15 protein-coding genes are annotated in these 18,241 nt (G+C 67.9%); 12 read left to right on the top strand and 3 right to left on the bottom strand.

Annotated features, from left to right (window positions below; all coding sequences use genetic code 11):
- The first annotated feature begins 112 nt into the window (after nucleotides 1-112).
- The 3 genes from K2W61_RS07035 to K2W61_RS07025 are packed head-to-tail and all read left to right on the top strand — an operon-like array spanning nucleotide 113 to nucleotide 3,104.
- Complete coding sequence (locus K2W61_RS07035; RefSeq protein ID WP_175140253.1) at nucleotides 113-1,573, top strand: aldehyde dehydrogenase family protein; 1,461 nt, start codon at nucleotides 113-115, stop codon at nucleotides 1,571-1,573.
- A 21-nt stretch (nucleotides 1,574-1,594) separates the two neighbouring features.
- Entirely contained in the window at nucleotides 1,595-2,074 is a 480-nt protein-coding gene (locus K2W61_RS07030; RefSeq protein ID WP_175133293.1) for a GlcG/HbpS family heme-binding protein, read from the top strand.
- A 13-nt stretch (nucleotides 2,075-2,087) separates the two neighbouring features.
- Nucleotides 2,088-3,104 (top strand): 2Fe-2S iron-sulfur cluster-binding protein, encoded by a 1,017-nt coding sequence (locus tag K2W61_RS07025; protein WP_236755304.1) that lies wholly within the window; start codon nucleotides 2,088-2,090, stop codon nucleotides 3,102-3,104.
- Nucleotides 3,105-3,168: 64 nt separating this feature from the next.
- On the opposite strand, the gene K2W61_RS07020 is transcribed toward K2W61_RS07025, so the two are convergent.
- Nucleotides 3,169-3,606, bottom strand: a complete 438-nt coding sequence (locus K2W61_RS07020; RefSeq protein WP_236755303.1) for a universal stress protein — start codon at nucleotides 3,604-3,606, stop codon at nucleotides 3,169-3,171.
- A gap of 324 nt (nucleotides 3,607-3,930) precedes the next feature.
- On the opposite strand from K2W61_RS07020, the gene K2W61_RS07015 reads away from it, so the two are divergent.
- The 3 genes from K2W61_RS07015 to K2W61_RS07005 are packed head-to-tail and all read left to right on the top strand — an operon-like array spanning nucleotide 3,931 to nucleotide 6,672.
- Nucleotides 3,931-4,875 (top strand): YVTN family beta-propeller repeat protein, encoded by a 945-nt coding sequence (locus K2W61_RS07015; RefSeq protein ID WP_236755302.1) that lies wholly within the window; start codon nucleotides 3,931-3,933, stop codon nucleotides 4,873-4,875.
- Nucleotides 4,859-5,650, top strand: coding sequence for a polysaccharide deacetylase family protein (locus K2W61_RS07010; protein ID WP_175133289.1), 792 nt, complete (start codon nucleotides 4,859-4,861; stop codon nucleotides 5,648-5,650). Before K2W61_RS07015 ends, K2W61_RS07010 begins: the two co-directional genes overlap by 17 nt.
- A 2-nt stretch (nucleotides 5,651-5,652) precedes the next feature.
- A complete protein-coding gene (locus K2W61_RS07005; RefSeq protein WP_236755301.1) occupies nucleotides 5,653-6,672 on the top strand; it encodes a sterol desaturase family protein in 1,020 nt (339 codons plus the stop codon).
- A gap of 170 nt (nucleotides 6,673-6,842) precedes the next feature.
- On the opposite strand, the gene K2W61_RS07000 is transcribed toward K2W61_RS07005, so the two are convergent.
- Together K2W61_RS07000 and K2W61_RS06995 are read right to left on the bottom strand one after the other, a co-directional pair.
- Nucleotides 6,843-7,343, bottom strand: a complete 501-nt coding sequence (locus K2W61_RS07000) for an acyl-CoA thioesterase (protein ID WP_175133287.1) — start codon at nucleotides 7,341-7,343, stop codon at nucleotides 6,843-6,845.
- A 78-nt stretch (nucleotides 7,344-7,421) separates the two neighbouring features.
- Nucleotides 7,422-8,930, bottom strand: a complete 1,509-nt coding sequence (locus K2W61_RS06995; RefSeq protein ID WP_175133286.1) for a DUF1254 domain-containing protein — start codon at nucleotides 8,928-8,930, stop codon at nucleotides 7,422-7,424.
- Between the two features lie 273 nt (nucleotides 8,931-9,203).
- Here K2W61_RS06995 and fdnG point away from each other — a divergent pair, with 273 nt between their 5' ends.
- From fdnG to selB, 6 genes are all read left to right on the top strand, one after another.
- The gene (gene fdnG, locus K2W61_RS06990) at nucleotides 9,204-12,272 is read left to right on the top strand and encodes a formate dehydrogenase-N subunit alpha (RefSeq protein WP_175133285.1); all 3,069 of its coding nucleotides are present in this window, start codon (nucleotides 9,204-9,206) and stop codon (nucleotides 12,270-12,272) included.
- A gap of 10 nt (nucleotides 12,273-12,282) precedes the next feature.
- On the top strand, nucleotides 12,283-13,182 hold the full coding sequence (gene fdxH / locus K2W61_RS06985; RefSeq protein WP_175133284.1) for a formate dehydrogenase subunit beta: 900 nt from the start codon (nucleotides 12,283-12,285) through the stop codon (nucleotides 13,180-13,182).
- Nucleotides 13,175-13,822, top strand: coding sequence for a formate dehydrogenase subunit gamma (locus K2W61_RS06980; protein ID WP_175133283.1), 648 nt, complete (start codon nucleotides 13,175-13,177; stop codon nucleotides 13,820-13,822). Before fdxH ends, K2W61_RS06980 begins: the two co-directional genes overlap by 8 nt.
- Before the next feature lie 130 nt (nucleotides 13,823-13,952).
- Nucleotides 13,953-14,888 carry a formate dehydrogenase accessory protein FdhE gene (gene fdhE, locus K2W61_RS06975; RefSeq protein ID WP_175133282.1) on the top strand — a complete coding sequence of 312 codons (936 nt, stop codon included), beginning with the start codon at nucleotides 13,953-13,955 and terminating at the stop codon, nucleotides 14,886-14,888.
- Between the two features lie 2 nt (nucleotides 14,889-14,890).
- Nucleotides 14,891-16,303 carry an L-seryl-tRNA(Sec) selenium transferase gene (gene selA / locus K2W61_RS06970; protein ID WP_236755299.1) on the top strand — a complete coding sequence of 471 codons (1,413 nt, stop codon included), beginning with the start codon at nucleotides 14,891-14,893 and terminating at the stop codon, nucleotides 16,301-16,303.
- Nucleotides 16,300-18,237 (top strand): selenocysteine-specific translation elongation factor, encoded by a 1,938-nt coding sequence (gene selB, locus K2W61_RS06965; protein ID WP_175133280.1) that lies wholly within the window; start codon nucleotides 16,300-16,302, stop codon nucleotides 18,235-18,237. Before selA ends, selB begins: the two co-directional genes overlap by 4 nt.
- Nucleotides 18,238-18,241: the final 4 nt, after the last annotated feature.

Genomic DNA, 18,241 nt, shown 5'->3' with positions numbered 1-18,241 from the left:
GTTCGGGTTTACGTGGATCGAATCAAACGGATTAAAGTATACAATGTTCAGAAATTACCTAAGACGGCCAATTTCCGGGCATTCCGGCCAGCCCGGCAAAGGAACAACCTCCGTGGACGATCTCTCGCAGCAGGCATTTCTCAACTACATCGGCGGTGAATGGGTGGCGTGCGCCTCGGGCGCTACGGCGCCCAACCTGAACCCCGCCGACACGTCGGACGTGGTGGGGCACTTTCAGCAATCGGACGCGGCCGATGCCGCCCGCGCGGTGGCGGCCGCCGCCAACGCGTTCGCCGCCTGGCGCGACACGCCGATCTCCAAGCGCGCCGCCATCCTGTTTCGCGCGGCCCAGATCCTGGAAGACCGGGCCGACCGCGTGGCGCGGGAATTGACCCGCGAGGAAGGCAAGAGCCTGGGGCTGGCGCGCGACGAAGTGCTGCGCTCGGCCCAGACCCTGCGTTTCTACGCCGTGGAGGGGCAGTCGTTCACGGGCGAGACCTTCGTCAATGACGATCCCGACATGGTGGTCTACAGCCAGCGCGAACCGCTGGGCGTGGTCACGGTGATCTCGCCATGGAATTTCCCCATCTCGATTCCGGCCCGCAAGATCGCGCCGGCGCTCATCACCGGCAACACGGTGGTGTTCAAGCCCTCATCCGATGCGCCATTGAGCGGTTACCGGCTGGCCGAGGCGTTTGTCGACGCCGGCCTGCCGCCCGGGGTGCTGAATTTCCTCACCGGCCCCGCCTCGAAGGTGGGCCAGGCCATCACCACCGCGCCGGCGGTGCGCGCCATCTCCTTCACCGGCTCGACCGCCGCCGGTGAACAGATCCACCGCGGCGCCGGTCTGACCACGCGCACGCAGATGGAACTGGGCGGCAAGAACCCGCTGATCGTGCTGGCGGACGCGGACCTGGACCGCGCGGTGGATCTGGCGGTCAAGGGCGGCTTTTCGCTCAGCGGCCAGGCCTGCACCGGCACCAGCCGGCTGCTGGTCGACCGCAAGGTGATGGCGGCGTTCACCGACAAGCTGCTGGCGCGCATGGGCAAGCTGACCATCGGCAACGGCCTGGACGGCAATTTCGACCTGGGGCCGCTGGCCACGCGCAAGCAGCTCGATACGGTGCTGAGCTATATCGCGTTGGGCAAGCAGGAAGCGACCCACCTGACCGGCGGCGAGCGCCTGCAAGGCCCGGGCTTCGACCACGGCTATTTCGTGACGCCGGCCCTGTTCGCCGACGTGACGCAGCAGATGCGGATCGCGCGCGAGGAAATCTTCGGCCCGGTGCTGGCGCTGATCGCGGTGGATGGCTACGACGAGGCCATCGCCTGCGCCAACGACACCGAGTACGGCCTGTCGGCCGCCATCGCCACCACGGATGCGCGCTATGCCCATCGCTTTGCCCGCGACATCCAGGCCGGCACCGTCAAGATCAACCGCACCACCACCGGCAACCTCATCAACGCCCCGTTCGGCGGCCTGAAAAGCTCCAGCACCTCGACGTTCCGCGAGTCGGGCCGCGTCGGATTGGAGTTCTACACGCAGATCAAGACCGTCTACCGCGCCGGCTGACGGCCCACCTGGAGCAAGGACATGAAGCAGATATATCGCCTGGAACTCGAAGAAGCGCGTCTCATGGTGCGCGCGGCCATAGCCCGTTCGGAGCAGATTGGCGTGCTCGAATCGGTATGCATCGTCGACGATGGCGGCTATCCGATCGCGCTGGAACGCATGGACGGCGCCCGCATCACCGGCCCGCAGATCGCCTGGAACAAGGCCTTCACGGCGGCCGGGCACAAGCGCTCCACGCACCTGTTCACGACCCCGCCCAACGGCCCCGCCCTGCCGGGCAATGAGGCCTTTGGCATCCAGTGGAGCTTCGAGGGCAAGTTCGCCGCGTTCGTGGGCGGCTTTCCGATCGTGGTCAATGACGAGGTGATCGGCGGCGTCGGCCTGAGCGGCGGCAATGGCGAGCAGGATACCCAGGCGGGGCTGGCGGCGCTGACCGCGCTGGCCGAACTGCTGGAGCCGCGCGGCATGAAAGTGCTGGTGCAGGCCGACATCAAGAAATAGGCGGCTGGCGGTCATGGCATATCGCGTGCAGATCCTCGAAACCGGACAGGCCTTCATGGTCGAACCGGATGAATCCGTGTTGCAGGCGGCCGAGCGCGCCGCGATCCGGCTGCCGCACGAATGTACCTTCGGCGGCTGCGGCACCTGCCGCGTCAAGCTGGCCGAAGGCGCCGTCACGTATGAGGAATTCCCCATGGCGCTGACGCCGCAAGAGGCGGCGCAGGGCTATGCCCTGGCCTGCCAGGCGCGGCCTTGCGGCGACCTGTGCATCAGCGTGCCGAATCCGCGCCCGTTCGCCGAGCCCCGCCGCCTGGCGGCCAGCGTGCAGGAGATCACGGCGCTGTGCGACGACGTCATCCACCTGACGCTGGCGCTGCCGCCGGACACGCCGCTGGACTATGCGCCCGGCCAGTACATGAACGTGGTGCTGCCCGACGGCGCCACCCGCAGCTTCTCGATGGCGTCGGCGCCGGCCGCCAACCGGCTCGATTTCCATGTGCGGCGCATTCCCGGCGGCCGCTATACCGATCATTGGCTGGGCCAGGCACGGCCTGGCGCGACGCTCGAGATCGAAGCGCCGCTGGGGGTGTTCAGCTATCACGAGCAAGACTGGCGGCCCATGATCATGATGGCCACTGGCACCGGCATCGCGCCGATCAAGGCCATCCTGGAATCGCTGCTGGACAATGAAGATTGCCCGCCGGTGACGCTCTACTGGGGCATGCGCACCGAGGCCGACCTGTATCTGCGCGACGTGATCGAGAGTTGGGCCGGGCGCCTGTACGAATTCAATTTCGTTCCGGTGCTGTCGCGCGCCAGTGCCGATTGGCGGGGACGGCGTGGCCACGTGCAGCAGGCGGTGGTGGCGGACCATGCCGATCTGTCCGAGCACGCCTTCTACCTGTGCGGCGCGCCGGCCATGATCAGCGAGGCGACCGCGTTGCTGGCAGAGCGCGGCGCCAGTCTGGACCACGTCTACGCCGACAGCTTCACCTTCCAGCACGCGCCGGCCACGGCCGTGATGCCGTAGCCGCAGCGGCCCGGCGCCGTCAGCCCGGAAAGGCGCCGCCGCGCGGCAGCCTCGGGAACGCCCGCTAGCGGAACACCAACACCGGCAACTTGGTGCGCGCCAGCACGCGCTGGGTTTCGCTGCCCAGCAGGAAGCCGGTCATGCCGTGGCGGCCGTGCGACCCCATCACGATCAGGTCGCAGCCGCGCTGCTGCGCGGTGTCGACGATGGCTTCGTGCGGATGGTCGTTGATCACCACGGCGCTGTCGCACGGCACCAGCGCGTGGCGCGCCTCGGCTTCAAGGCCTTCGAGGTAGGCGGTGGCGTTTTTGCGGGCCTGGTCGGTGTGCTGGGCCTGGTGGGCGCCCAGCATTTCCGCCTGGTAGATGGTCAGGTGGTCTTCAGGGATGGCGCGCAGCAGGGTGACCGTCGCGTTCATTTCCTTGGCGAACGCGAGCGCTTTCTTGAAGGCCGATTCGGACAGCAGCGAGCCGTCCACGGCGATGAGCAGATGCCTGTACATGTTGCGTCTCCTTTGGGAAAAGGAACGTCCAGCAAGGGCAGGTCCAGTATAGGGCGGCGCCCTGGCGCGATCCAGTACGGCTTTCGGCCGAGTCGCGCGGCTGGCCAGCAATGTTTTTTTGCGATTGTTGCGATCGGATAAATCCCCGCCTGTTGCGGGGCGGCAACACGCTTTCGGGTTTGCCGACCCGGCGCCGACTTACGGTTTTTTGACAGGCGGCTATGCCAAAATGGCAGCCGCCGGGATCGGTGCCCGATCCCCTTTTGTCGGACCTGGAAATTGAATCCCTTGCATTTTGTCCGCTGCGCCATTTTCGGCGCAGGGATGGCGCTCAGCGCCGTCGCGGCGTCGGCCCCGATTTTTGTCCTGAATTCCCTGGATGCGAACGTCAGCATCGTCGATCCGGCCACCTACACCGAACTGCGGCGTGTTCCCACCGGCAAGGAACCGCACCACCTGTATCTCACGCCTGACCGGAAGTCGCTGATGGTGGCCAATGCCACCGGCGATTCGATCACGCTGATGGATCCCAAGACCGGCGAAGTGCAGCGCACCCTGACCGGCATTGTCGATCCCTACCAGCTGCAGTTCTCGCCGGACATGAAGTGGTTCGTCACGGCGGCCAACCGCCTGGACCACATCGACATCTACGCCTGGCAGCCGCTGGAAAAGGGCTTCGACCTGAAACTGGTCAAGCGCATCCCGGCCGGCAAGACGCCCAGCCACATCATGATCGACGCCAAGAGCACCACGGCGTACGTCACGTTGCAGGACAGCGATCAGCTCATCGCCATCGACCTGGCCACGCAGACGCCCAAGTGGACCGTTTCGGTGGGCAAGACGCCGGCCGACGTGTTCCTCACGCCCGACCAGAAGACGCTGCTGGTGGCGCTGACCGGCGATTCCTACGTCGAGGCCTATGACGTCAGCAAGGGCCCGGCCAAGCTGATTTCGCGCATCAAGACCGCCGCCGGCGCGCACGCCTTCCGCGCCCAGGGCGACCACCGCCACCTGTTTGTCAGCAACCGCACCGCCAACTCCATCAGCCGCATCGACATGCAGACGCTGGCGGTGGTCGATACCTTCCCGGTGCCGGGCGGTCCCGACTGCATGGACGTGCTGGCTGACGGCAAGACCCTGCTGGTCACCTCGCGCTGGGCCCGCAAGCTCACCGTGGTGGACCTGGAGCAGAAGAAAGTCGTCAAGCAGGTCAATGTCGGCAAATCGCCGCACGGCGTCTGGACGCTGAACCATGCGCCGACCCGCTGAACGGCTGGCCGCCGCCGTCTGCCTGGCGCTGGCGGCGCAGGCCGCCACGGCGGCCCCGGCGTCCTGTGACAAGCCGGTCTACCTGACCTTCGACACCGGCCACATGGGCGTGGCGCCGCTGATCGCCGAGGTGCTGGCGCGCCATCACGTCAAGGTCACGTTCTTCCTGGCCAACGAGCGCACCCTGACCGACGGCAGCAGCCTGGACGACCACTGGGCGCCCTGGTGGAGGGCGCGCGCCGCCGAGGGCCACGTGTTTGGCTCGCACACCTACGACCACGTCTACTGGCAGGGCGACCTGCCGGATGGCAAGTTCCGCGTCAAACCCAGCGCCGGCCCCGACGCCGGCAAGCGCCAGACCTGGACGGCCGAGCAGTACTGCGCCGAGATCAAGCGTTCCGCCACCCGTTTCACGCAGATGACCGGCAAGCAGATGCTGCCGCTGTACCGCGCGCCGGGGGGCAAGACCTCGCCGGCCTTGCTGCGCGCGGCCAAGGCCTGCGGTTACGCGCACGTGGGCTGGGCGCCGGCCGGCTTCCTGGGCGACGAACTGCCCAGCGACAAATACCCCAACGCCAGGCTGCTGGAGCAGGCGCTGCGCACCATCAAGCCGGGTGACATCCTGCTGGCGCACCTGGGCATCTGGTCGCGCCAGGACCCCTGGGCCCCGGCCGTGCTGGAACCGCTGATTGAAGGCCTGCAGCGCAAGGGGTATTGTTTTGCCACCTTGGATACGCATCCCGCTTACCGCGACTGGATCGCCACGCATCACTGATCATGGATACGCTGAGTCAATGGTTCGGGAACTGCCAGCAATGGCTGTTCGAAACCCTGGTGCAGCCGGCGCTGTTCCACCTGGGCCTGAGCAATTTCATCGAGGACGGCTATGACGCCACCATGTGGCTGCTGGTCGGCCTGCTGCAGGTGGCCGTGCTGGTGTTGGTGTTCGGCCCGCTGCAGCGCCTGCGCCCGGTCGAGCCGGTCGTCGACCGGCGCCAGATCGGCATCGACGTGATCTATACCCTGATCCACCGCCTGGGCCTGTTCCGCCTGGCGCTGTTTTTCACCATCGACCCATTCTGGGACAGCATCTTCGGGCAACTGCACATCTGGGGTTTCGCGCCGTTCCAGCTCGACCAGTACTGGCCCGGCGTGACCGACCAGGCCTGGGTCAGCCTGATCATCTACCTGCTGCTGTTCGATCTGGTGGACTACCTGTACCACCGTGCCCAGCACCGTTTCGCCTGGCTCTGGGCGCTGCACGCGGTGCATCACAGCCAGCGCCAGATGACCATCTGGAGCGACGACCGCAACCACCTGCTAGACGACATGCTGCGCGACGTGGTGGTGGTGTTCGTGTCGCAGCTGGTGGGTGTGCCGCCGGCGCAGTTCGTGGCGATCGTGGCCATCACCCAGCTGGCGCAGAGCTTCTCGCACGCCAATCTGCGCATGCACTTTGGCGCCATCGGCGAGCGCCTGCTGGTCAGCCCGCGCTTTCACCGCCATCACCATTCCATCGCCTACGACGCCTCGACCCCGGGGGCGGCCGGCGGCTACAACTTCGCCGCGCTGTTCCCGGTCTGGGACGTGCTGTTCCGCTCGGCGCGCTTCGGCGTCGGCTACGGCCCCACCGGCATCCATGATCAGCAGCCGGAACTGGGCGGCCGCGACTACGGCCGGGGCTTCTGGGCGCAGCAGTGGCTGGGTCTCAAGCGCATGGTGGGCCGCGACCGCGAGCCGGCCGTGACGGCGTCGCCGTCGCCGTCGCGCCCGCCGGGCGCGGCCGAGGGGGCCTGACGCGCCGCGCGGCATCGTCGCCAAGAGAAACCGGGCCTTCAAGGCCCGGTTTTTTCATGTTGGCTATTCTTGCGACCCGAACGCTGGCCGTCGCAAGAATAGCCGCCCCTCGCCGGGCCGCCCCAAGGGCGGGCAGCCCTCTCGGGGGCAGCTAGCGCGCGGCGTGGCGCTCAACCCCCTTCATGAGTGGTCTCGCGCTTGATCTCGTCGTGGCGCCGTTCCATTTCCTGGCGCAGTTCGCGGCGCAGGCGGGCGGCCTCGAAGCGCTGCTTTTCCTCGAGGTTGCGCGGCGCCAGCGGCGGCACCGCGGTGGGCGCGCCCTGGTCGTCCACCGCCACCATCGTGAAGTAACAGCTATTGGTGTGGCGCACCAGCTTCTTGCGGATGTCCTCGGTCACCACCTTGATGCCGATTTCCATCGAGGTGCGGCCGGTGTAGTTCACCGCCGCCAGGAAAGTCACCAGCTCGCCGACGTGGATCGGTTCGCGGAACACGACCTGGTCGACCGACAGGGTCACGACGTACTGGCCCGCATAGCGGCTGGCACAGGCATAGGCGACCTGGTCGAGGTACTTGAGGATGGTTCCGCCGTGCACATTACCCGAGAAATTCGCCATATCGGGCGTCATCAGGATGGTCATCGACAGTTGGTGGCTAAAGGCTTCGTCCATGGCGGGCGTTCTACTCGGCGACAAAAACGCCTATGGTAGTGGCGAAACCCTGTCATGACGCCGTCGGCGGCGCGTCTGTCAGGGTTTCTTCGCGGGGGCGGCGGGCGTGGATGCGCCCACGGCGGGCGGGACTGCGGGTGCCGGCGCGGCCTGCGGCTCGGGTTCCGGCTCAGGCTCGGGTTCGTCGCGCACGGCGGGCGGCGGCGCCCACAGGCCGTCCAGCAAGGCCGGCCCGGGGGCATAGACGCGCAGCAGCACGTATACCGGCCCGCTGGCGGCCAGCGGCAGCCAGTTGGACTGGGCCCCGGGCTCGGGGGCGCCGTGGCTGAGCAGCAGGTCGAGCGAGCCATCGGCGTTGTATTGCAGCGGATCGCGCACGCCCAGCGCGTAGCGCCCGATCGGGTTGGCCATCGGCTGGCCCTGCGCGTCATAGGCGGCCAGCGACCACAGCGCGCCTGCCGGCGGCAACTGGCCGCTGTCGAAATGCAGCGTGTAGCGGTGGGCGCCGTCCAGCGGCCGGCCCTGGCTGTCGGCCGCCAGCAGCAGCGCCGACAGGTCTTCGGCCAGCCCGGCGCCGGGCTGGGCCTGGGCCGACAACGCGCGCCGCAGGTATGCGTTGCCGTAGACGCCGACGCTGGCCGTCTCCCGCTGCCAGCCGTTGACACTGGTCAGGCTGACGCCGGCGGCCGCCTGCATACGTTCGCGCGCGTCGCGCAGGCCGCGCCGCAGGCCCTGCTTGACGGGGTGGTCGAGCTTGTAAAAGTCGAACGGCCGCCCGGGGATCAGCCCGACCCGGCGCAACTGGGCCAGCACCGGCTGGTCGGTGGCGTGCGCGGGGTTGCGGCGCAGCAATTCGGCGGCGTAGGTGAAGAAGGCGTCGGTCGGCATCGACTCGACCTGTTCGCGTACCGGCGTTGTCAGGTCCAGTGACGGGTCGGCCTTGATCCGCTGCGATTGCGGCGGCAGATTCCACTGCGCCAGCGGCGTCAGGGTGAAGCCATCCTGCAGCGCGTGCACCGCCGGATAGTCGGCCGGGCCGCCGGTCTGGATCAGCGAGCGGGCCCAGACGTAGGCGGTGGGCGCGTCGATGCGCGGCATGCCCGAGGGCAGGGTGCCGGTCCAGCCCGGCGGTACGATCGCGGTGTTGCCGCGGGTGGTGCCGGTGCTGCGCTTGCCGAAGGTGGCGAAGGCCTCATTCCACAGGTCCAGCAGCGTCAGCGTATACAGGCGGCCCTGGCTGTCGGGCACCGACAGCACCACCGGGCCGGCGCTCAGGTCGAGCCAGGCGGTACTGCGCAGCATGTCGGGATTGGCCCAGGGCGTGGCCGCGCCGGGACGCGGTAGGGCGCGCGCGTGCAGGAAGGCATTGGCCGGCGCGCCTTCGGCGCCCTGCGACGGATGCGTGAACTGGCGCCGTGTCAGGTCCAGCGTGAGCAACGGGTAGAAATACAGATAGCCTGCCATCGCCGCCTCGCGGGCGGACTCGGTGGCCGCCGCCGCCGGGGTCAGCGGCGGCGCGGCGGCGGCCGGGGCCAGGCTCGGCGCGGCCAGTGACAGGGACAGGAGCAAGGGGGCGAAACAGCGCATCGGCGCTCCAACAGGCAGGCGGGACGGGCGGAAAAGCGGGTCGGAACCCGCCGCCGGCAATGGTAGCAGTCGCGCGATGATCCAAAATCCGCGAAGAACCCTGATTCTGGCGGCTTATCGGTTCGCAGCGACTGATTTCGTCGCGGCGGGATCGCCAGGCATGGCGCCCGCTCCGCGCTGAGCCTATACTTGATTTCATATCCTTGGGATCCGTAGGGGCTTTGCCCGGACCGGCCCTCGGCTTCCCCCATTTCACCCGGAGAGGAGTGCTTCATGGTCAACATGAACCGCCGCCAGTTCTTCAAGGTGACCGGTACTACGCTGGCCGGCTCGAGCCTGGCCTTGCTGGGGGCAGCCCCCGGCACGGCCATGGCCGAGGTGCGCCAGTACAAGCTTGCGCGCATGACGGAAACGCGCAACACCTGTCCCTACTGTTCGGTCGCCTGTGGTCTGCTGATGTACGGCCTGGGCGACGGCGCCAAGAACGCCCGCGCCAGCATCATGCACATCGAGGGCGACCCCGACCACCCCGTCAACCGCGGCACGCTCTGTCCCAAGGGCGCGGCCCTGATCGACTTCATCCACAGCCCCAACCGCCTGATGTACCCGGAGTACCGGGCACCCGGTTCGGACAAGTGGGTGCGGATGTCGTGGGACGAGGCCCTGACCCGCATCACCAAGCTCATGAAGGCCGACCGTGACGCCAACTTCGTCGAAAAGACCGAAGACGGCAAAACGGTCAACCGGTGGCTGACCACCGGCATGCTGGCCGCCTCGGCAAGCAGCAACGAGGTGGGCTACATCACGCACAAGACCGTGCGCAGCATGGGGATGCTGGCGTTCGACAACCAAGCCCGTGTCTGACATGGCCCGACGGTGGCAGGTCTTGCCCCGACGTTTGGCCGTGGAGCGATGACGAACCATTGGGTCGACATCAAGAACGCGGACGTAGTACTGATCATGGGTGGCAATGCCGCCGAGGCCCACCCGTGCGGGTTCAAATGGGTCACGGAAGCGAAAGCCCACAACAAGGCGAAGCTGATCGTCGTGGATCCGCGCTTTACGCGCTCGGCATCCGTGGCGGACTTCTACGCGCCCATCCGTACCGGCACCGACATCATCTTCCTGGGTGGCGTCATCAAGTACCTGTTGGATCACGACAAGATCCAGCACGAGTACGTGCGCAACTACACCGACTTCTCGTTTATCGTGCGCGAGGACTTCGCCTTCGACGCGGGGCTGTATTCGGGCTACAACGCCGAGAAGCGCAGCTACGACAAGGCCAGCTGGGACTACGAGCGCGGCGATGACGGCTATGTCAAGACCGACCCGACGCTGCAGCATCCGCGCACGGTCTACCAGCTGCTGAAGAAGCACTACTCGCGCTATACCGAGGAAATGGTCGAGCGGGTCTGCGGCACGCCGCGGGACAAGTTCCTGAAGGTATGCGAGATGCTGGCGTCCACCGCCACCCCCGATCGCGCCACCAGCGTCATGTACGCGCTGGGCTGGACGCAGCATTCCATCGGCTCGCAGATCATCCGCACCGGCGCCATGGTGCAGCTGCTGCTGGGCAATATCGGCGTAGCCGGCGGCGGCATGAACGCGCTGCGCGGGCACTCGAACATCCAGGGCCTGACAGACCTGGGCCTGATGTCGAATCTGCTGCCCGGCTACCTGACCCTGCCCAACGAGCCCGAGCAGGACTACGGTCAGTACATCGCCGCGCGCGCGCTCAAGCCGCTCAGGCCCAACCAGCTCAGCTACTGGCAGAACTACGGCAAGTTCCACGTCAGCCTGATGAAGGCCTGGTGGGGCAAGGCCGCGACCGCCGAGAACAACTGGGCGTTCGACTACCTGCCCAAGCTCGACAAGCTCTACGACATGCTGCAGGTCTACGAGCTGATGCACCAGGGCAAGATGAACGGCTATCTGGCGCAGGGCTTCAACCCGCTGGCGGCCGCGCCCAACAAGGCCAAGCTGAACCAGGGTTTCGCCAAGTTGAAGTATCTGGTGATCATGGACCCGCTGGCCACCGAGACCTCGGAGTTCTGGCGCAACGCCGGCGAGGCCAACGACGTCGATCCCAAGCAGATCCAGACCGAGGTGTTCCGCCTGCCCACCACCTGCTTCGCCGAGGAAGATGGCGCGCTGGTGAACTCCGGGCGCTGGTTGCAATGGCACTGGAAGGGCGCCGAGCCGCCGGGCGAGGCCAAGAGCGATATCGAGATCATGTCGCAGATCTTCACGCGCCTGCGCAAGATGTACCAGGAAGAAGGCGGCAAGTATCCCGACCCCATCGTCAACCTGTCGTGGCCGTATTCCAACCCGCAAAGCCCGACCCCGGAGGAACTGGCCAAGGAATATTCCGGCAAGGCCCTGGTCGACCTGGCCGATCCCAAGGACCCCGCCAGGATCACGCGCAAGGGCGGCGAGCAATTGGCCGGTTTCGCCGAGCTGCGCGACGACGGTTCCACCGCCAGCGGCTGCTGGATCTTCGCCGGCGCCTGGGGGCCGGGCGGCAACCTGATGGCGCGCCGCGACAACAGCGATCCGACCGGCATCGGCCAGACCCTGAACTGGGCCTGGGCCTGGCCGGCCAACCGCCGCATCCTGTACAACCGGGCGTCCTGTGACGTCTCGGGCAAGCCGTTCGACCCGCGCCGCAGCCTGATTTCCTGGAACGGCAAGGCCTGGGTCGGCGCCGACATTCCCGATTTCAAGGGCGACGAGAACCCTGACGGCGGCATGGGGCCGTTCATCATGAACCCCGAGGGCGTGGCGCGCTTCTTCGCGCGCGCCGGCATGGCCGAAGGGCCATTCCCGGAACACTACGAGCCGTTCGAGACGCCGCTGGGCTACAACCCGCTGTATCCGCAGGCCAAGGGCGTCACTAACAACCCGGCGGCGCGCGTGTTCAAGGACGACCTGGCGGCGATGGGCACGGTGGACAAGTTTCCGTACGTGGCCACCACCTACCGCCTGACCGAGCACTTCCATTACTGGACCAAGAACGTCCGCATCAACGCGATCCTGCAACCCGAGCAGTTCGTCGAGATCAGCGAAGTCATGGCCAAGGAATTGGGAATCGCCAACGGCTCGCGCGTCAAGGTGTCGTCCAACCGCGGCTACATCAAGGCGGTGGCGCTGGTCACCAAGCGCCTGCGGCCGCTGACCATCGAGGGCAAGACCGTCTACCACGTCGGCATTCCGATCCACTGGGGCTTTGTCGGTATCGCGAAGCCCGGCTTCCTGGCCAACACCCTGACGCCATTCGTGGGCGACGGCAATTCCCAGACACCGGAATTCAAGTCGTTCCTGGTGCAGGTCGAGAAGATCTAGGAGAGCGCACATGTCTATGCAATCCCTCGACATCAAACGGCGCTCGGCCACCACCACGCCGCCTCCCGGCATTCGCGAACCCATCACCGGGTCCGTGGCCAAGCTGATCGACGTCTCCAAGTGCATCGGCTGCAAGGCCTGCCAGAGCGCCTGCATGGAGTGGAACGACCTGCGCGACGAGATCGGCACCAACGTCGGCGTCTACGACAACCCGGCCGACCTGACCGAGCATTCCTGGACCGTGATGCGCTTCTCGGAATACGAGAACACGCAAGGCGACCTGGAGTGGCTGATCCGCAAGGACGGCTGCATGCACTGCGAGGACCCGGGCTGCCTGAAGGCCTGCCCCTCCCCGGGCGCCATCATCCAGTACAACAACGGCATCGTCGATTTCCACGAAGAGAACTGCATCGGTTGCGGCTACTGCATCACCGGCTGCCCGTTCAACGTGCCGCGCATCAGCAAGAAGGACCACAAGGCGTACAAGTGCACCCTGTGTTCCGACCGCGTGGCCGTCGGCCAGGAGCCGGCCTGCGTCAAGGCCTGTCCCACCGGCGCCATCGTGTTCGGCACCAAGGACGACATGAAGCAACACGCCGCCGAGCGCATCGAGGACCTGAAGTCGCGCGGCTTCGAGCAGGCCGGCCTGTATGACCCGCAGGGCGTGGGCGGCACCCATGTGATGTACGTGCTGCATCACGCCGACCAGCCCGGGCTGTACCACGGACTGCCGCAGGACCCGCAGATCAGCCCGATGGTGGCGCTGTGGAAGGGCATCGCCAAGCCGCTGGGGGTGGCCGCCATGGCCCTGACGGCGCTGGCCGGTTTCTTCCATTACGCCCGCGTCGGCCGCAACGAGGTCGACGAGGAAGACGAACGCCGTGCCGAAGAGGAGATCCGCCATGACTGACGATCGCCATCACCGCCGGATCAAGCGCTATTCGCCCGGCGAGCGCACCAACCACTGGATCATCGCCCTCACGTTCATCCTGCTGGCGTTGTCCGGGCTGGCGCTGTTCCACCCGTCGATGTTCTGGCTCGCCAACCTGTTCGGCGGCGGTCCCTGGACCCGCATCCTGCACCCGTTCATCGGGCTGGTGATGTTCTTCTGCTTCGTGGTGTTCGCCGGCCACATGTGGCGCCACAACCTGATGACCAAGGCCGACCGCCAGTGGCTGAGCCAGCTCAATGACGTGGTCGAGAACCGCGAGGACAAGCTGCCCGAGGTCGGCAAGTACAACGCCGGCCAGAAGCTGCTGTTCTACGTGCTGATCCTGTGCATGCTGGGGCTGTTCGCCAGCGGCATCGTGATCTGGCGCGATTACTTCGCCTTCTATTTCCCGATCTGGGTCGTGCGCGCGGCCTCGGTGCTGCATGCCGTTTGTGCATTGGTGCTGATTTGCGCGATCATTGTGCATATTTATGCGGCGATCTGGGTCAAGGGCTCGCTCACGGCGATGCTGCGCGGCTACGTGACCGCGGGCTGGGCGTGGAAACACCACCGCGCCTGGTTCCGCGAGCAAATCGGCAAGCAGTCCACCACGAAGTAAGCGGGCGCCGCCTGGCTGGCGTCCGCGTCCCTGGCGTGGCGGGCCGGCCGGGTTGGCACTTCCCGATCCCACCGCACGGCTGTCGCCCCTTTGTGGGGCGGCAGCCGTGTTCGTTTATCTGGAGACGCAATTGCAGCGAATTCTTCCGCGTGGCGAAATCGAAGCGCTAGACCACAACACCATTCCCCGCGTCCAGCTGCCCGCGCGCGAGTCGGTTTTCGCGACGCGCGCCGCGCGCCTGCGGCAGTTGGCTGTCGACAGTCCGGTGGCCGATTACCTGCTGCTGATGGCGCGGCTGGTGGACGCGCAACAGCGGGCGCTGCGCGACTGCGCCGCGCCGCCGGCATCGGAAGATCGCATTGCGCTGGCGCAGGCCCATGGCATGCCGCCGTTGCAGGCGGTGGGTTGGCCGCGCACCGCGCTGTGGCGCGATATCCTGCGCCGGCTGGTCGACGACGTGGCCGGCGGCCAGGACGTGCCGGCCGAGGCGCTGGAGGTTTGCGCGGCGTTGCGCCGCGCGCTGGATGAAGACACCGAATCGCTGGAGGACCTGGCCGAGGCGCTGCTGTCGGAGCAGCATCGCGGCGTCGATGGCGCCGCCGCGCCCTTCGTCATGGCCGCGCTGCAGGTCTATTGGACCGACCTGGCCAGCCGTTTCGACGAAAAGCAATTGCCGGTTGCCTCGCCCTTCGGCGTTTGCCCGGTCTGCGCCAGCTTGCCGGTGGCCAGCGTGGTGCGCGTGGGAGGACAATTCGAAGGCTACCGCTACCTGTGTTGCAGCCTGTGCGCAACGCAATGGCACATGGTGCGCGTCAAATGCTCGCATTGCGAGGACGTCGAATCGGTCGCCTACCAGGCCATCGAGGGGCGCACGCCGGCCATCAAGGCCGAGACCTGCGACCATTGCCACACCTATCGCAAGATCTTCTACCAGGACAAGGACTTGAACGTCGAGCCGGTGGCCGACGATCTCGCCAGCCTGATGTTGGACGTGCTGGTGGGCGAAGCCGGCTATTCGCGCGCCAGCGGCAATCCGTTGCTATGGCACGGCGCCGAGGAGGAGTGAGCATGACCGGGTTTGCCGCCGCCGCCGAGATTCCCGCGCTCGACCGGTTGCTGAACGCACCGGCCGTGGCCGCGGCGCTGGATGTGCATGGCCGCACCCAGGTGGTGGCGGCCTTGCGCCGTCACCTGGATGCGTTGCGGCAACGCGCCGTGGCGGGCGAATTGCCGCGCGCGGAACTGGCCGAAAGCTGCGTGGCGGCAGCCGTCGATGCCGCGTTGGCGCGTGCCAGTGCGCCGCGCCTGCGCGCCGTCTACAACCTGACCGGCACCGTGTTGCACACCAACCTCGGGCGCGCCCTGCTGCCTGACGAGGCGGTGGCCTCGGTGCTGCGCGCGCTGACCACGCCGGCCAATCTGGAATTCGACCTGGACACGGGCGGCCGTGGCGACCGCGACGACCTGATCGACGACCTGCTGTGCGAACTGACCGGCGCCGAGGCCGCCACCGTGGTCAACAACAACGCGGCCGCCGTGCTGCTGATGCTGAACGCGCTGGCCGACCGCCGCGAGGCGGTGGTGTCGCGCGGCGAGCTGGTCGAGATTGGCGGCGCTTTCCGCATCCCGGACATCATGAAGCGCGCCGGCGCCAGGTTGGTCGAGGTCGGCACCACCAACCGCACCCATGCCGCCGACTACGAGAACGCCATTGGCCCGCGCACCGCGATGCTGATGAAAGTGCATTGCAGCAACTACGCCGTCACCGGCTTCACCAAGAGCGTCAGCGTGGCCGAGGTGGCGGCGCTGGCGCATGCGCGCGGCCTGCCCGCCACGGTGGACCTGGGCAGCGGCACGCTGGTGGACCTGACCCAGTTCGGCCTGCCGCGCGAGGACACCGTGCGCGAGACCATCGCCGCCGGCGCCGACCTGGTGACCTTCAGCGGCGACAAGCTGCTGGGCGGCCCGCAGGCCGGCCTGCTGGTGGGACGCGCCGACCTGATCCGCAAGATCAAGAAGAACCCGCTCAAGCGCGCCCTGCGCGTGGGCAAGCTGACGCTGGCCGCGCTCGAGCCGGTGCTGCAGCTGTACCGCGCGCCCGAATTCCTGGCGCAGCGCCTGACCACGCTGCGCCTGTTGACCCGGCCGCAGCGCGAGATCCAGCCGCAGGCCGAGCGCCTGCGCGGCGCGCTGGCGCACGCGGCGGGCGCGGATTACGAGGTCGAGGCGGTGCCGATGTTCAGCCAGATCGGCAGCGGCGCGCTGCCGGTGGACCAACTGTCCAGCTACGGGCTGGCGGTGCGCTATCGCGGCAAGGGGCGCCCCGGGCGTCACCTGGACCGCCTGGAGACGCGCTTGCGCAACCTGCCGGTGCCGGTGATCGGCCGCATCGCCGACGATGCCCTGTGGCTCGACCTGCGCTGCCTGGAAGCGCGCGACGAGGACGCCTTCGCGGCGCAATTGGCGGAGCCGCTGGCATGATCGTCGGCACCGCCGGCCATATCGATCATGGCAAGACCACGCTGGTGCGGGCGCTGACGGGCGTCGATACCGATCGCCTGAAGGAAGAGAAGGCGCGCGGCATTTCCATCGAGCTGGGCTACGCCTACACGCCGCTGCCCAACGGCGACGTGCTGGGTTTCATCGACGTGCCAGGCCATGAGAAGCTGGTGCACACTATGGCTGCGGGCGCCAGCGGCATCGACTTTGGCCTGCTGGTGGTGGCCGCCGACGACGGCGTCATGCCGCAGACGCGCGAACATCTGGCGATCCTGGCGTTGCTGGGCGTGGCGCGTGGCGCGGTGGCGTTGACCAAGGCCGACCGCGCCGACACGGACCGGCTGGCGGCGGTGCGGGCCGATATCGCGGCGCTGGCGGCCGGCACGTTCCTGCATGACGCGCCGGTGTTCGAGGTGTGCGCGGCCCGCGCCGGTGACGCGGGCGTGGCGCGGCTCAAGCAGCATCTGGACGAGGCCGCGCAGGCGCTTGGCGCGCGCGACGGCGCGGGCCTGTTCCGGCTGGCGGTGGACAGGGTCTTTACGCTGGCCGGCCATGGCACGGTGGTGACCGGCACCGTCCATGGCGGGCGCGCCCGCGTCGGCGACGAAGACGCCGATCTGCGCCTGATGCCGGCCGGGACGCGGGTGCGAGTGCGCGGCATCCACGCGCAGAACCAGCCCAGCGAGACCGGCGCGGCCGGGCAGCGTTGCGCGCTCAACCTGGCGGGCATCGACAAGGATGCGATCACGCGCGGCGACTGGATCGCGGACGCGCGCTGCTTCCAGCCGTCGCGCCATGTCGACGTGACGCTGGCGTTGCTGTCTTCGGCCGATGCGCCCTTGCGCCCCTGGACGCCGCTGCATGTGCATCTGGGCGCGGCGCGGCACATGGCGCACGTGGTGCCGCTGTCGGCCGATGCGCTGGCGCCGGGGCAATCGGGCTGGGTGCAGCTGGTTTTCGATGCGCCGGTGTGCGCGATGCCGGGCGACCGCTACATCGTGCGCAACGCGCAGGCCACGCGCACCGTGGGCGGCGGCCGGGTGCTCGATCCGAATGCGCCGGACCGCAAGCGCCGCGCGCCGGCGCGGCTGCAATGGCTGCAAGGCGTGGCGGACATGCTGCAAGGGGGCGGGTTGCAGCCGCTGCTGGCGCAGGCCGCGCTGGGCCTGGACGAAACGGCGCTGCAACGCCTGACCGGCAAGCCGGTGCGTGAACTGCCGGCGCCGGATGGCGCGGTCTGGATCGAGCCGCGCACGCCGCAGGGCACGCGCACGCTGATCCTGGCCACGCACTGGGAAGCGCTGCGGGCGCGGGTGGAGCAGGCGCTGGCGACATTCCACCAGGGGGCGCCGGACGAGCCGGGGCCGGACGGCTCACGCCTGCGCCGCATGGCTTTGCCGGCGGCGCCCGAGGCGCTGTGGCAGGGGCTGTTGGACGATCTGCGGCAGCAGGGCCGGGTGCTGCGCAATGGGCCGTGGCTGCATCTGCCGGGCCACACCGCGGCGCTGGCCGAGGCCGAGGCGCAACTGGCGCAACGCCTGCTGCCGCTGCTGGCGGCCGGGGCCTACGATCCGCCGTGGGTGCGCGACCTGGCGCGCGCGTTGGGCGAGCCGGAGGAGCGGGTGCGGCAAGTGCTGCGCAAACTGCTGCGGCGCGCGGACGTGGCGCAGGTGGTGAAGGATCTGTTCTATCACCGCGAACGGGTGACGCAACTGGCGGCGCTGGCGGTCGAGCTTGCCGCGAAGCCGGATGGGTTGAACGCGGCGGCCTTCCGCGATGCCACCGGCCTGGGGCGCAAACGCGCGATCCAGATCCTGGAGTTCTTCGACCGGACGGGGCTGACGCGGCGGGTGCGGGACACGCATGTGCTGCGGGCCGATAGCGCCTACTTGGCTGACGGACAGGCGCTATCATAGGCAG

This window comes from Achromobacter pulmonis, assembly GCF_021733725.1.
In the GTDB taxonomy this organism is placed as follows: Bacteria; Pseudomonadota; Gammaproteobacteria; order Burkholderiales; family Burkholderiaceae_B; genus Achromobacter; species Achromobacter pulmonis.
This window is presented reverse-complemented; position numbering and strand designations above follow the sequence as displayed.

Coding starts and splice junctions, on each gene's coding strand:
- K2W61_RS07025 (WP_236755304.1), top strand. CDS start 2,088: ATGGCATATCGCGTGCAGATCCTCGAAACCGGACAGGCCTTCATGGTC.
- K2W61_RS07000 (WP_175133287.1), bottom strand. CDS start 7,343: ATGGACGAAGCCTTTAGCCACCAACTGTCGATGACCATCCTGATGACG.
- K2W61_RS07030 (WP_175133293.1), top strand. CDS start 1,595: ATGAAGCAGATATATCGCCTGGAACTCGAAGAAGCGCGTCTCATGGTG.
- selB (WP_175133280.1), top strand. CDS start 16,300: ATGATCGTCGGCACCGCCGGCCATATCGATCATGGCAAGACCACGCTG.
- K2W61_RS06980 (WP_175133283.1), top strand. CDS start 13,175: ATGACTGACGATCGCCATCACCGCCGGATCAAGCGCTATTCGCCCGGC.
- K2W61_RS07010 (WP_175133289.1), top strand. CDS start 4,859: ATGCGCCGACCCGCTGAACGGCTGGCCGCCGCCGTCTGCCTGGCGCTG.
- K2W61_RS07005 (WP_236755301.1), top strand. CDS start 5,653: ATGGATACGCTGAGTCAATGGTTCGGGAACTGCCAGCAATGGCTGTTC.
- K2W61_RS06995 (WP_175133286.1), bottom strand. CDS start 8,930: ATGCGCTGTTTCGCCCCCTTGCTCCTGTCCCTGTCACTGGCCGCGCCG.
- K2W61_RS07015 (WP_236755302.1), top strand. CDS start 3,931: ATGGCGCTCAGCGCCGTCGCGGCGTCGGCCCCGATTTTTGTCCTGAAT.
- fdxH (WP_175133284.1), top strand. CDS start 12,283: ATGTCTATGCAATCCCTCGACATCAAACGGCGCTCGGCCACCACCACG.
- selA (WP_236755299.1), top strand. CDS start 14,891: ATGACCGGGTTTGCCGCCGCCGCCGAGATTCCCGCGCTCGACCGGTTG.
- K2W61_RS07020 (WP_236755303.1), bottom strand. CDS start 3,606: ATGTACAGGCATCTGCTCATCGCCGTGGACGGCTCGCTGCTGTCCGAA.